Raw genomic sequence first — 14,240 nt, 5'->3', positions numbered from 1 at the left:
TGTCGGTGAAACCGCCGGGATGGAATCAGACCCCGCCGAACAGCGCGCGCAGAATGAAGAAGAAGACGATCGACAGGATCGCGCCAGCTGGCAGGGTGATGATCCAGGACAGGAAGATCTTGCCGATCATGCCCAGGTTCAGCGCACCGATGCCGCGCGCCAGGCCGACACCGAGAATGGCGCCGACCAGGGTGTGGGTGGTGGATACCGGCAGGCCCAGGCCGGAGGCGCTGACCACGGTAGTGGCGGCAGCCAGTTCGGCGGCGAAGCCACGGCTGGGGGTCAGCTCGGTGATTTCCTTGCCGATGGTGGCGATGACCTTATAGCCGTAGGTGGCCAGACCGACCACGATGCCCAGCGCGCCCAGCAGCAGGATCCAGCCCGGTACCAGCGACTTCTGCCCAGCGGCAAGCTCGCCGCCACTCTGGATCACACCGACGATGGCGGCCAGCGGGCCGACCGCGTTGGCCACATCATTGGAGCCATGAGCGAAGGCCATGGAGCAGGCGGTGAAGATCATCAGGATGGCGAACACCTTCTCCACGCTGGAGAAGTGGAAAGCCTTGTCGGCTTCGGCATCGACGTGAATGCGGCTGAGCAGAGCGATACCAATCAGCATGACCAGCACACCGATGCCGATCGAGAGCAGGAAGCCCTCGGTGCTGGAGAGGTTCAGGCCGACATGCTTGAGGCCCTTGGTCATGGTCATCAGTGAAATCATGAAGCCGGTGATGAACATGTACAGCGGCACGTAGCGCTTGGCGTTCATGAACGGGTTGTCGGTATCGATGATCAGCTTCTGCACGCTGACGAACAGGCAGAAGGAGATGATCCCGGCCAGCATCGGCGTGACCACCCAGCTGGCGACGATGGGGCCGACACCGCCCCAGTGCACCGCGTCCATCGACACGCCGACCGCAGCGAAACCGATCACTGCGCCGACGATGGTGTGGGTGGTGGACACCGGCCAGCCACGCGTCGAGGCCACCAGAAGCCAGGTGCCGGCAGCCAGCAATGCCGACATCATGCCCAGCACCATCAGATTAGGGCTGATCAGATTGGCATCGACGATGCCGTTCTTGATGGTTTCGGTCACCTCGCCGCCGGCCAGATAGGCACCGGCGAATTCGAAGACCATGGCGATGATGATCGCCTGCTTGATGGTCAGTGCACGCGAGCCAACGGATGTGCCCATAGCATTGGCTACATCGTTGGCTCCAACACCCCAGGCCATGAAAAAACCGAAAAGGCAGGCAAGAACGAGCAGAACCAGCCCGTAGTCCGCAATCAGAGACATAAATTAGTTTCCGTAGATCCCAGAAAGGACACTGGCGCTTAGCGCGCCAGCAGTTGTTCCAGTCGGTTGCCCACTCGTTGGGCACGGTCGGCGACATCGCCGATCCAGTCGATGATCTGATAGAGGAACATCACATCGACCGGGGGAAGATCCTTCTCCAGCTTGAACAGGTGGCGACGGACCTCGATCTGCAGGCGATCGGTATCGTTCTCGATCGAACCGAGCTCCTCGATGAGGGTTTCCACCAGCTCGGCCTCACGACCGGCGAAACCGGTCTCGAGCAGCTCGTCCAGCTCGTTCATCGCCTTCAGCGCCTGGGCGCTGGCGTCCACGCTACGCTGCACGTAGGTCCGCATCAGCGGCTGCAGCGGCTGCGGAATGGCCATCTGCCGGCCGAGCATCAGGCCGGCGATGTCCTTGGCACGGTTGGCGACTTTGTCCTGTACACTGAGCAGCTCCAGCAGGTCCGAACGCGGCACCGGCAGGAACAGGCTCTTGGGCAGGTGCAGGCGCACGCTTTTCTTCAGCTTGTCAGCCTCGTGCTCCAGCCGGGACATCTCCTGTTGTACCTGTTCCACCTTGGCCCAATCCTCGGCCATTACGGCCTCGAAGAAAGGCATCAGGTTCGCCGCGCACTCGTGGGCCTTGGCGATATGCTGTTGCATGGGGCCGATAGGTGAACGGCCGAACAGGCTGACAAAGGGATTGATAGGCATAGGGTAAGCCCCCGTTTTGAGAAGGCCGCAAGTATAGGGACCGGTTTCGTCATTCGCCAGCACGCGTCATCGGTCTGTCACATTTTCATAAAAGGCGTTCTAGCTCTCCATCATGGCCAAAGAAACCGAAATCAAACTGCGCGTCAGCCGCGCCACCCTGGCAGCCCTGCGCGAGCACACGCTGTTGAAGAAGCGCAACAAGAGCGGTTGGCAGCGCGGCGAGCTGTTCAATCAGTACTACGACACCGCAGACCGCGAACTGGCCAATGCCAAGGTCGCCCTGCGTCTGCGCCGTGACGGCGAGCAGTTCATCCAGACGCTGAAAAGCCGCGGCCAGAGCGTCGCCGGCCTGTCCGAGCGCAACGAATGGGACTGGCACCTGAGCAAGGCCAAGCTGGACCTGAAAAAGCTCGACGACAGCTGCTGGCCGGCCAGCCTGGCCGATCTGGACAAGAAAACCCTGCAACCGCTGTTCACCACCGATTTCGTCCGCGAGAAGGCCGAAATCGCCTGGGGTCGCGGCAAGGCCAAGGTGGTCATCGAGGCCGCACTGGATCTGGGCAAGGTCGTTGCCGGCGAGGGTGAAGAAGAGATCTGCGAACTTGAGCTGGAGCTGCGCCAGGGCGAACCGGCGGCGCTGCTGGAGCTGGCCTGCGAGCTGGCGGCGGACCTGCCGCTGATGCCCTGCGACATCAGCAAGGCCGAGCGCGGCTATCGACTGTTCGATGCCGGCAGCTACAGCCTGAGCCTGCCCGCTCCTGCCCTGAATGGCGAAATGAGCCTGGACGACGCCTTCGCCGCGCTCGCCTGGCATCTGCTCGGCGCCAGCCAGCGCCTGGCCGAGCAGTATCGCTGGAACGGTCACTGGAGCCTGCTGCAGCAATGGCTGGAGCAACTGATCGACCTGCGCGCCCTCCTAGCCAGCCTCGGTCAGGCCGCGCCCCGCGCCAGCTCGCGTGAGCTGCGCGAAGCGCTCGACGCGCTGCTCGATGACTGGCGTCCGCGCCTGGCGGCTGGCCAGGACGACGACAGCATGCGGCGCAACGCTCCGGCGCTGTTTGCCGCCGAACTGGATGGCTGCCGCTGGGGCCTGCTGTCGCTAAAGCTGTCGCACTGGCTGCTGCTACGTAGCTGGGCAACAGAGCGCAACAACCGTGGCACCCGCCAGGGCAACGCCGCGCTTGGCAACTGGCTGCCGACCTTGCTGGGCGAAGAAGGCACTGCCCTGCAGCTACGCCGCTACCAGCAGCAGCCGGAAGACCTGGCTGAACAGATGCCGCGCCTGGAGCGCCTGCTGGTCTGGCTGCGCCTGGCGCGCGGCGTGCTGGAGGTGCCCGAGGTCGACCGTCTGTATGGCGAGCTGAACAAGCTGTATGACCTGGCGCAGCAGAAACTGGACGACGAGCAGCGTCAGTTGCGCGCGACCCAGGCGCAGATCGTGAGCAGCCTCAAGGCGTGGAAGGCGCTGGTGTAGGGGGCGACTGCACGCTGGATGCAGCAACAACTTCGCGGACAAGTCCGCTCCCACAAAGAGGCTTGAAGGCCCTTCCCGATCTGTGGGAGCGGACTTGTCCGCGAAGCATCTAAGGGATGGCAGACACCGCCCTACCCAGCGCAACAAAAAAAAGGGCCCTGCGGGGCCCGTTTTGGTTTCAGCCTGCAGCTCAGTGACTGCTGCTTTGACCGCTGGCCGGCTGCCAGGATGGATTGGTGGTCTCGTCCATCGCCTGCTGCATGGCTTTCTTGCGTTTTTCCTCGGCACGATGGGCGAAGAACCAGGCCAGGAAGGTGGCGAACGACACCGCCAGCAGGATCAGGCTGGCCACCGCGTTGATCTCCGGCTTAACCCCCAGGCGCACGGCGGAGAAGATCTCCATCGGCAGGGTGGTCGAGCCCGGACCGGATACGAAGCTGGCCAGAACCAGGTCGTCCAGCGACAGGGCGAAGGACATCATGGCGCCCGCTGCCAGCGACGGCGCGATCATCGGCACGGTGATCAGGAAGAACACCTTCCACGGCCGAGCACCCAGGTCCATGGCGGCCTCTTCGATGGACATGTCCAGTTCACGCAGGCGCGACGACACCACTACCGCCACGTAGGCCGAGCAGAAGGTGGTGTGGGCGATCCAGATGGTGGCCATGCCGCGCTGCATTGGCCAGCCGATCAGCTGCGCCATCAGCACGAACAACAGCAGCAGGGACAGGCCGGTGATCACTTCCGGCATCACCAGCGGTGCGGTGACCAGACCACCGAACAGCGTGCGCCCCTTGAAGTGGGTGATGCGGGTCAGCACGAAGGCCGCCAGGGTGCCCAGCGCCACCGCTGCAATCGCGGTATAGCAGGCGATTTCCAGCGAGCGCATCACCGCGTTCATCAGTTGGGAGTTGTCCAGCAGGCCGACGTACCACTTGACCGACCAGCCGCCCCAGACCGTTACCAGCCGCGAGGCGTTGAACGAGTAAATGACCAGGATGACCATGGGCAGGTAGATGAAGACCAAACCGACCCAGAGCATGAGGCTGGAGAAACTGAAACGCTTCATGGGCGGCCCTCCAGCTCTTTGGCTTGGTTACGGTTGAACAGGATGATCGGCACGATCAGGATCGCCAGCATCACCACCGCCAGAGCGGAGGCTACCGGCCAGTCGCGGTTGTTGAAGAACTCCTGCCACAGCACCTTGCCGATCATCAGGGTCTCCGGACCGCCGAGCAGTTCGGGGATGACGAACTCACCGACCACCGGGATGAACACCAGCATCGAGCCGGCAATGATGCCGTTCTTCGACAGCGGTACGGTGATCTTCCAGAAGTTGTTGAAGTTGCTCGAACCCAGGTCGGAGGCGGCCTCCAGCAGGCTGAGGTCGTGCTTCACCAGGTTGGCGTAGAGCGGCAGGATCATGAACGGCAGGTACGAATAGACCACGCCGATGTAGACCGCGGTGTTGGTATTGAGAATCTGCAGCGGCGAGTCGATCAGGCCGATGCCCATCAGCAGGCTGTTGAGCAGGCCGTTATTGCCGAGGATGCCCATCCAGGCGTAGACGCGAATCAGGATCGCAGTCCAGGTCGGCATCATGATCAGCAGCAGCAGCACGGTTTGCTGCGACTTCGGAGCCCTGGCAATGGCGTAGGCCATCGGGTAGCCGATCACCAAGCACAGCAGGGTACTGAAGAAAGCCACCTTCAACGACCCCAGGTAGGCGGCCAAGTACAGGGCATCCTCGGTGAGGAAGATGTAGTTGCCGAAGTTCAGCAACAGCGTCAGCTTGTTGTCCGCCCACTCGTAGATCTCCGTGTACGGCGGGATCGCCACGTCCGCCTCGGCGAAGCTGATCTTCAGCACGATGATGAACGGCAGCAGGAAGAACATGAACAGCCAGAGGAACGGAATGCCGATCACGGCATGCCGCCCACTGGGCAGATACCGCGCCAGTTTGCTCATTTTCATGATTGCAGTACCACGCCGCTGTCGTCTTCCCAGTACACCACCACCGGATCGTCCCAGGTCGGACGCTTGCCGCGGCGCTCGGCGTTGGCGATGAAGCACTGTACGACCTGCCCGGAGGTGAGCTTGACGTAGTAGACCGAATGACCGCCGAGGTAGGCGATGTCATGCACGTGGCCATGGCTCCAGTTGTATTGCGGGTGCTCGTGATCGTCCGGCAGCGCGGTGGCCATCAGCAACTTCTCGGGGCGCAGTGCGTAGCTGACTTTCTTGTCCTCGGCGCGGGTGCTGACGCCGTGACCGATGTAGATCGGCTTGTCCAGTTGCGGGCAATCTATGATCGCGTGGTCGACTTCGTCGGTCGTGATCTGCCCGTCGAACAGGTTGACGTTGCCGATGAATTCGCACACCAGGCGGCTGGTCGGCGTCTCGTAGATGTCCACCGGGCTGCCGGTCTGGGCGATCCAGCCCAGGTGCATGATGGCGATGCGCTGGGCCATGGTCATGGCCTCTTCCTGGTCATGGGTCACCATCACGCAGGTCACGCCGACGCGCTCGATGATTTCCACCAGTTCCAGCTGCATCTGCGAACGCAGTTTCTTGTCCAGCGCGCCCATCGGCTCGTCGAGCAGCAGCAGCTTGGGACGCTTGGCCAGGGAGCGGGCCAGGGCCACACGCTGGCGCTGGCCACCGGAGAGCTGGTGCGGCTTGCGCTTGGCATACTGGGTCATGTGCACCAGTTTGAGCATCTCGGCCACGCGCTCGTCGATCTCGGCCTTGGGCAGCTTGTCCTGCTGCAAACCGAAGGCGATGTTCTGCGCCACGGTCATGTGCGGGAACAGCGCGTAGGACTGGAACATCATGTTGATCGGCCGCTGGTACGGCGGCATGTCAGTGATGTCGACGCCATCGAGGATGATGCGCCCTTCGGTCGGCCGCTCGAAACCGGCGAGCATGCGCAGCAGCGTGGATTTACCGGAGCCCGAGCCACCGAGCAGGGCGAAGATTTCGCCCTTGTTGATGGTCAGCGATACATCGTCGACTGCTACGGTTTCGTCGAACTTCTTCGTCACCCGATCGATCTTGACCAGCACCTCTTTCGGTTTCTGGTCCCCTTCGAGGGCTTTTTTATAGGCGCTGGAGGCAACAGCCATTCGGAAACTCCCGGAAGATAGCGCCCGGCCATGCCGGCCGGGCTGAAACGGTTACTGACCCGACTTGATCTTGGTCCAGCTGCGGGTCATCAGACGCTGCGCCTTGGGCGGCAGTTCGGCCATCACGTACAACTTGTCCAGCACGGCCTGTGGTGGATACACCGACTCGTCCTGACGAATCTCCTGGTCCATGATTTCCCCCGCATTGATGTTGGGGTTGGCATAGCCGACATAGTCGCTGACGCCGGCGATCACCTTGGGATCGAGGAGGTAGTTGATGAAGGCATGGGCTTGCTCGAGGTTGCGGGCATCCTTGGGGATGGCCAGCATGTCGAACCACAGGTTGGCGCCTTCCTTGGGAATCGCATAGGCGATTTCGATGCCCTTTCCGGCCTCTTCGGCGCGGTCGGCCGCCTGCAGAACGTCCCCCGAATAACCGAACGCCACGCAGATGTTGCCGTTGGCCAGATCGGAGATGTATTTCGAAGAGTGGAAGTAGCTCACGTAGGGACGCACTTCCATCAACTTGGCTTCGGCCTTGGCGTAGTCATCGGCACTCTGGCTGTTCGGATCCAGGCCAAGGTAGTTGAGCACCGAGGGAATCATCTCGTCGGCCGAATCCATGAAGGACACGCCACAGCTGGCGAGCTTCTTCATGTTCTCCGGCTCGAACAATACGGCCCAGGAGTCGATCTTTTCGACACCCAGCGCCGCCTTGACCTTCTCGACGTTGTAGCCGATGCCGTTGGTGCCCCACAGATAGGGCACGGCGTACTGGTTGCCCGGATCGTTGGCTTCGAGCTGCTTGAGCAGCGCCGGATCGAGGTTGCTCCAGTTCGGCAGCTTGGTACGGTCCAGCGGCTGGAACGCGCCGGCCTTGATCTGCTTGCCGAGGAAATGATTGGACGGCACCACCACGTCATAACCGGTACGACCGGCGAGCAGCTTGCCTTCCAGCGTTTCATTGGAATCGAAGACGTCGTAGACCGGCTTGATGCCAGTGGCCTGTTCGAACTCGGCCAGCGTCTCTTCGCCGATGTAGTCGCTCCAGTTGTAGATATGCACCGTCTGCTGGGCCAGAGCGGCTCCACTCAGGCTAGCGGCTGCCAGGGCGATCAGAGTCTTGGGCAGGGTTACTCGCACAGTTTCATCCTCGCTTTGGTGCGCCGCTAAAAAAGCGCGGCACTTTATAGGAAAACGCGTCAGGAATCAGCGACCGCCGGAGTCGGATCAGGCCGCACCGCCACTTCCCAAGGCTCTCAGCCCAAACAGGCGCAAAACGATGGCCATCCCGGCCCTTTTATCGTGATCCTTTTAAGTGTTGCTGCGTGACCTGGCAGGCGTGCCCGCCAGGTCATGCACTGCTTCGATCAGCGACCGGATTTGATCTTGGTCCAGCTGCGGGTCATCGCACGTTGTGCCGGGGCCGGTAGGTCAGGGAAGGCGTACAGCTTGGCCATCACGTCCTCGCTCGGGTAGATGCCCGGGTCCTTGCGGATCGCCTCGTCGACCAGTTCGGTGGCCTTGGCGTTGCCGTTGGGGAACTGCACTTCGTTGGTGATCTGCGCCATCACTTCCGGCTTGAGCAGGTAGTTCAGGAAGGTGTAGGCCGCATCGACGTTCTCGGCATCCGCCGGAATGGCCAGCATGTCGAAGAAGGTGCCGGCACCTTCCTTCGGAATGTTGTAGGCCACCTCGACCTTGCCGCCGGCCTCTTCGGCACGGGACTTGGCCTGGTAAATGTCGCCCGAATAACCCACGGCCACGCAGAGGTTGCCGTTGGCCAGGTCGGAGATGTACTTGGAAGAGTGGAAGTAGGTCACCGAAGGACGGATCTTCATGAACAGATCCTCGGCTTCCTTGAGTTGCTTGGAGTCGGTGCTGGTCGGCTCATGGCCGAGGTACTGCAGAGCGATCGGCAGGATCTCGGTGGGCGAGTCGAGGAAGGACACACCGCAGGACTTCAGCTTCTCGATGTTTTCCGGCTTGAACAGCAGGTCCCAGGAGTCCACCGGGGCGTTTTCACCCAGCACGGCCTTGACCTTCTCCGGGTTGAAGCCGATGCCGATCGAACCCCACATGTAGGGGAAGGCGTACTGGTTGCCCGGGTCGCTGACTTCGACGGTCTTGAGCAGGTTCTTGTCCAGGTTGTCCCAGGTCAGCTTGGACTTGTCCAGCGGCTGGTAGACCTTGGCCTTGATGTGCTTGGCCAGGAAGTTGTTCGAGGGCACGACGATGTCGTAACCGGACTTGCCCGCGAAGAGCTTGGCTTCCAGCGTCTCGTTGCTGTCGAAGACGTCGTAGACCACCTTGATGCCGCTTTCCTTCTCGAAATTGGCAATGGTGTCTTCGGCGATGTAATCGCTCCAGTTGTAGACATGCAGTACCTTGCTATCAGCCTGCGCAGCGCCAGCCACGGCTGCGGTCAGGGACAACGCAAGAAGAGTCTTGCCGAAAATTTTCATGCGAACAGCTCCTGTTGTTTTGTCGTTTTGCGATCGAGCGCAAGTACTTCCGGTCTGGCCGGCCCGCGCACTCTGGCGCAGTCTGGCAAGGTCATCGCGGTGATACAACTTTCCCGTGGTAACCGACTGCACGCTGTGTATTCACAGCGACTCAGCTCGCCACCTGTTCCAGCGTCAGGTCCAGACACTTGCGTGCCTTTTCCACCAGTTCGTCGATCTCGGCAAAGCTGATCACCAGCGGCGGCGCGATGATCATGGTGTCGCCCACCGCGCGCATGATCAGGCCATTGTTGAAGCAGTGCCCACGGCAAACCATGCCCACGCCCACATCGCCAGAGAAGCGCTTACGCGTCGCCTTCTCCTGCACCAGTTCGATGGCGCCGAGCATGCCGACGCCGCGCACTTCGCCCACCAGCGGATGATCCGCCAGTTCACGCAGACGACGCTGCAAATACGGTGCCGTTTCCGCTTTCACGCGTTCAACGATGCCTTCTTCCTTGAGGATGCGCAGGTTCTCCAAGCCCACCGCCGCCGCTACCGGGTGACCGGAATAGGTGAAGCCGTGGTTGAAGTCGCCATGCGCCTCGATCACTTCGAACACCTTGTCGCTGACGATCAACCCGCCCATCGGCACGTAGCCCGAGGTCAAACCCTTGGCGATGGTCATCAGGTCAGGCTTGAGGTCGTAGTACTGGCTGCCGAACCACTCGCCGGTCCGGCCGAAACCGCAAATCACTTCATCGGCAACGAACAGGATGTCGTACTTGGCGAGGATTTCCTTGATCCGCGGCCAGTAGGTTTCCGGCGGGATGATCACCCCACCGGCACCCTGGATCGGCTCGGCGATAAAGGCGGCGACATTGTCCACGCCCAGCTCGAGAATCTTCTTCTCCAGCTGGTCGGCGGCCCAAATGCCGAATTCTTCCGGCGACTGGTCGCCGCCCTCGCCGAACCAGTACGGCTGCGGAATATGGGCGATGCCGGGGATCGGCAGATCACCCTGCTCGTGCATGAACTTCATGCCGCCGAGGCTGGCGCCGGCCACGGTGGAGCCGTGGTAACCGTTATCGCGACCAATAACGATTTTCTTGTTCGGCTGGCCTTTGCACGCCCAGTAGTGGCGTACCAGACGCAGCATGGTGTCGTTGCCTTCCGAGCCCGAGCCGGTGAAGAACACGTGGTTCATACCGGCCGGCGCCAGTTGCGAGATGGCATGGGCCAGCTCCAGCACCGGCGGGTGGGCGGTCTGGAAGAAGGTGTTGTAGAACGGCAACTGGCGCATCTGCGTAGCCGCAGCTTCGACCAGTTCCTCGCGGCCATAGCCCACGGCCACGCACCACAGACCGGCCATGCCATCGAGGATCTTGTTGCCCTCGCTGTCCCACAGGTGCACGCCCTTGGCCTCAGTGATGATGCGCGGGCCCTTTTCGGCCAACTGCTTGTAATCACTGAACGGCGCCAGGTGATGAGCCTGGCTCAGGGCCTGCCACTGGGCAGTCTTGGGATTGCTCGCTTGCTTGTTCATTACCACACCTTATCCGGAGCTCCCGTGGGAGGCGCTTTAGCGGCGACTGTCGCGGCTGAAGCCCCTCCCACGGCGCTCTATACCGACAGCAGCAGGAACTCACGCTCCCAGGAACTGATCACGCGCTTGAAGTTCTCGTGCTCGGCACGCTTGACCGCGACATAGCCACGGATGAACTTCTCGCCGAGAAACTTTTCAGCGTCCTTGCAGGCTTCCATACGCTCCAGAGCGCTTTCGATGGTCACCGGCAGACGCAGGTTGCGCCGCTCGTAACCACGGCCTTTGACCGGCGCGCCGGGGTTAACGCCGCCGACCATGCCCATGTAGCCGCACAGCAGCGTCGCCGCCAGCACCAGGTAGGGGTTGGCATCGGCGCCGGCCAGGCGGTTTTCCACGCGGCGGTTCTGCGGGCTGGCCTCCGGCACACGCAGGCCGACGGTGCGGTTTTCCTCGCCCCACTCCACGTTCACTGGCGCCGAGGTATCGGGCAGGAAGCGGCGGAAGGAATTGACGTTCGGCGCGAACAGCGGCAGCAGCTCGGGGATGTATTTCTGCAATCCGCCGATGTGATGCATGAACAGCTCGCTCATCGTGCCGTCTTCGTTGGAGAAGATGTTCTTGCCAGTCTTGATGTCCACCACGCTCTGGTGGATGTGCATGGCGCTGCCGGGCTCATCGGTGATCGGCTTGGCCATGAAGGTGGCCGCCACGTCATGCTTGAGCGCGGCTTCGCGCATGGTGCGCTTGAACACCAGAATCTGGTCGGCCAGGTGCAGCGCGTCGCCATGGCGGAAGTTGATTTCCATCTGCGCCGGGCCTTCTTCGTGGATCAGGGTGTCCAGATCCAGGCCTTGCAGCTCGCACCAGTCGTACATGTCTTCGAACAGCGGGTCGAATTCGTTCGCCGCGTCGATGGAGAAGCTCTGGCGACCGGTTTCCGGCCGGCCGGAGCGCCCTACCGGCGCGACCAGCGGGAAGTCCGGGTCGCTATTGCGCTTGGTCAGGTAGAACTCCATCTCAGGTGCGACGATGGGCTTCCAGCCTTTGTCGGCATACATCTGCAACACTTTCTTGAGGATGTTGCGCGGCGACAGCTCGATGGGGTTGCCCTGCTTGTCGAAGGTGTCGTGAATCACCATGGCGGTGGGCTCGATGGCCCAGGGCACGACGAATACCGCATTGGGGTCTGGACGGCAGAACATGTCGATGTCCGCCTCGTCCAGCAGGTCGTAATAGATGTCGTCCTCGACATAGTCGCCGGTCACGGTCTGCAGCAGCACGCTCTCGGGGAGGCGCATGCCCTTCTCGTCGAGGAACTTGTTGGTCGGCGAGATCTTGCCGCGGGCAATGCCGGTCAGGTCGCTGATCAGGCATTCGACTTCGGTGATTTTGCGTTCTTTCAGCCAGCTCGTGAGCTGGTCTAACTTGGTACTCATAGAGACCTCAGGGTTGTAGAACCTGCTTGCGTTATAGCGGGTTCAGCGTTGCCCCGCCCTCTCCCTGCAAGCCTCACCAAAGGCCTGGAAGAAGGCGAGATATTCGTGTGGATGCTACTAGGGGTGCGGCACCTCCGACACCTTGCATTTCACTCCACCGAAACAAAATTGTTCGCCCTCGCCTGCAGGCGCCGGACTGTCTATCTCGCGGCCTTGCGCGAAACCTGCGAAGCCGGCGAGCGGGTCGTACATTGCATGACGCGGGCCAAGGCGCATGCCAGGCAGCGGTGCTTGGCCGCGTACGCTATCGTGCAGAATATAGGGTGGACGAAGAACCTGACGTGACAGGTCGCGCGGCACGCAGGCCGCAGAGGAAGGAGGTTGCCGCATTGCAGCGGTCATGCGAGCCCGCATGATGTGCAGACTCGCCTCGCTGATGCGCGAGGAGGTAGCGTGACCGATGGTCCTGGTACAAGCGCTGACGCCGATGGCCGGCAGGCAAAACATGAGACACCCGTATTATTGCTGTTATGGGTTTGAACCGAGCTTAGCCTTGTTCATTTTTTTACACAATAGCCCTGTAAAAAATTGAACACACCCCACTGAGCACCCTGAAAGATCAGCGTTTGGGGCAGGCTGAAAGGCCTTGAAACGCCCCAAAAATGGCCATCACGCCCCACTACAGGGCACTATGCAGCCTGCTTGACAGTAAAGTGCGTTTCGGATTGACTCACACCCATGCAGTCGCATGATTGATATATTTAACAAAAAGGTGTTGCATCATGTCGGTACCCCCGCGTGCCGTTCAGCTTAACGAAGCGAACGCGTTCCTCAAGGAACATCCCGAGGTCCAGTTCGTCGACCTTCTTATTGCAGATATGAATGGTGTGGTGCGCGGCAAGCGCATCGACCGGAACGCCCTTCACAAGGTGTACGAGAAAGGCATCAACCTGCCCGCCTCGCTCTTCGCCCTCGACATCAACGGCTCCACCGTCGAGAGCACCGGCCTCGGCCTGGACATCGGCGACGCCGACCGTATCTGCTTCCCCATCCCCAATACCCTGTGCAACGAGCCCTGGCAGAAGCGCCCGACCGCGCAGCTGCTGATGACCATGCACGAGCTGGACGGCACGCCTTTCTTCGCCGACCCGCGCGAGGTATTGCGCCAGGTGGTACAGAAGTTCGACGAACTGGGCCTGCGTATCTGTGCAGCCTTCGAACTGGAGTTCTATCTGATCGACCAGGAGAACGTGAACGGCCGTCCGCAGCCGCCGCGTTCGCCGATCTCCGGCAAGCGCCCGCATTCCACCCAGGTCTATCTGATCGATGACCTCGACGAGTACGTCGACTGCCTGCAGGACATGCTCGAAGCCGCCAAGGAGCAGGACATCCCGGCCGACGCCATCGTCAAGGAAAGCGCCCCGGCGCAGTTCGAGGTCAACCTGCACCACGTCGAAGATGCCATCAAGGCCTGCGACTACGCGCTGCTGCTCAAGCGCCTGATCAAGAACATCGCCTACGACCATGAGATGGATTCCACCTTCATGGCCAAGCCCTACCCGGGCCAGGCGGGCAACGGCCTGCACGTGCACATCTCGCTGCTGGACAAGAAGACCGGCAAGAACATCTTCGCCGCCGAAGATCCGCTGGAGAACACCTCGCTGCGTCATGCCGTCGGCGGCATCCTCGATACCATGGCCGCGTCGATGGCCTTCCTCTGCCCCAACGTCAACTCCTACCGTCGCTTCGGCGCGCAGTTCTACGTGCCCAACGCGCCAAGCTGGGCACTGGACAACCGTACCGTGGCCGTGCGTGTACCGACCGGCAGCGCCGATGCAGTACGTATCGAACACCGTGTGGCCGGCGCCGACGCCAACCCCTACCTGATGCTGGCGTCGATCCTCGCCGGTATCCACCACGGCCTGACCAACCATATCGAACCGGGTGAGCCGATCGAAGGCAACGCCTACGATCAGCTCGAACCCAGCCTGCCGAACAACCTGCGCGATGCCCTGCGTGAGCTGGACGACAGCGAAGTGCTGAACAAGTACATCGACCCGAAGTACATCGACATCTTCGTCGCATGCAAGGAAGCCGAGCTGCAGGAGTTCGAGACCACCATCTCCGACCTCGAGTACAACTGGTACCTGCACACCGTGTAAACCGTAGGCCGCCCGCACCCAGGTGCGGGCGGCTGAGCAT

11 protein-coding genes are annotated in these 14,240 nt (G+C 61.5%); 2 read left to right on the top strand and 9 right to left on the bottom strand.

Features of this window, described 5'->3' with window-relative positions:
• Window positions 1-25: 25 nt before the first annotated feature.
• The gene (locus tag B2U07_RS16830; RefSeq protein WP_275545621.1) at window positions 26-1,297 is read right to left on the bottom strand and encodes an inorganic phosphate transporter; all 1,272 of its coding nucleotides are present in this window, start codon (window positions 1,295-1,297) and stop codon (window positions 26-28) included.
• 38 nt (window positions 1,298-1,335) lie between these two features.
• Window positions 1,336-2,013 (bottom strand): TIGR00153 family protein, encoded by a 678-nt coding sequence (locus B2U07_RS16825; protein WP_197858109.1) that lies wholly within the window; start codon window positions 2,011-2,013, stop codon window positions 1,336-1,338.
• A gap of 112 nt (window positions 2,014-2,125) precedes the next feature.
• On the opposite strand from B2U07_RS16825, the gene B2U07_RS16820 reads away from it, so the two are divergent.
• Window positions 2,126-3,487 carry an inorganic triphosphatase gene (locus tag B2U07_RS16820; RefSeq protein ID WP_275545622.1) on the top strand — a complete coding sequence of 454 codons (1,362 nt, stop codon included), beginning with the start codon at window positions 2,126-2,128 and terminating at the stop codon, window positions 3,485-3,487.
• Between the two features lie 190 nt (window positions 3,488-3,677).
• Here the strand turns inward: B2U07_RS16820 and B2U07_RS16815 are convergent, their stop codons facing one another.
• The 7 genes from B2U07_RS16815 to B2U07_RS16785 form a co-directional block, all read right to left on the bottom strand.
• Window positions 3,678-4,556 (bottom strand): ABC transporter permease subunit, encoded by an 879-nt coding sequence (locus B2U07_RS16815; protein ID WP_275545623.1) that lies wholly within the window; start codon window positions 4,554-4,556, stop codon window positions 3,678-3,680.
• Window positions 4,553-5,434: an ABC transporter permease subunit gene (locus B2U07_RS16810; protein ID WP_275545718.1), complete on the bottom strand. Its 882-nt coding sequence runs from the start codon at window positions 5,432-5,434 to the stop codon at window positions 4,553-4,555. Before B2U07_RS16810 ends, B2U07_RS16815 begins: the two co-directional genes overlap by 4 nt.
• A 23-nt stretch (window positions 5,435-5,457) precedes the next feature.
• Window positions 5,458-6,612 (bottom strand): polyamine ABC transporter ATP-binding protein, encoded by a 1,155-nt coding sequence (potA, locus tag B2U07_RS16805; RefSeq protein WP_197858112.1) that lies wholly within the window; start codon window positions 6,610-6,612, stop codon window positions 5,458-5,460.
• Window positions 6,613-6,663: 51 nt separating this feature from the next.
• Window positions 6,664-7,755 carry a polyamine ABC transporter substrate-binding protein gene (locus tag B2U07_RS16800; RefSeq protein WP_197858113.1) on the bottom strand — a complete coding sequence of 364 codons (1,092 nt, stop codon included), beginning with the start codon at window positions 7,753-7,755 and terminating at the stop codon, window positions 6,664-6,666.
• A 227-nt stretch (window positions 7,756-7,982) separates the two neighbouring features.
• A complete protein-coding gene (locus B2U07_RS16795; RefSeq protein ID WP_275545624.1) occupies window positions 7,983-9,077 on the bottom strand; it encodes a polyamine ABC transporter substrate-binding protein in 1,095 nt (364 codons plus the stop codon).
• 151 nt (window positions 9,078-9,228) lie between these two features.
• On the bottom strand, window positions 9,229-10,602 hold the full coding sequence (locus tag B2U07_RS16790; protein ID WP_275545625.1) for an aspartate aminotransferase family protein: 1,374 nt from the start codon (window positions 10,600-10,602) through the stop codon (window positions 9,229-9,231).
• A 77-nt stretch (window positions 10,603-10,679) separates the two neighbouring features.
• Window positions 10,680-12,038 (bottom strand): glutamine synthetase family protein, encoded by a 1,359-nt coding sequence (locus B2U07_RS16785; protein ID WP_197858116.1) that lies wholly within the window; start codon window positions 12,036-12,038, stop codon window positions 10,680-10,682.
• Between the two features lie 782 nt (window positions 12,039-12,820).
• On the opposite strand from B2U07_RS16785, the gene B2U07_RS16780 reads away from it, so the two are divergent.
• On the top strand, window positions 12,821-14,200 hold the full coding sequence (locus tag B2U07_RS16780) for a glutamine synthetase family protein (RefSeq protein WP_275545626.1): 1,380 nt from the start codon (window positions 12,821-12,823) through the stop codon (window positions 14,198-14,200).
• Window positions 14,201-14,240 lie beyond the last annotated feature (40 nt).

The organism is Pseudomonas sp. UBA7530 (genome assembly GCF_002479365.1).
GTDB lineage: Bacteria > Pseudomonadota > Gammaproteobacteria > Pseudomonadales > Pseudomonadaceae > Aquipseudomonas.
Note: the sequence above shows the minus strand (reverse complement) of the source record. Positions and strands in the feature narration are given on the sequence as shown.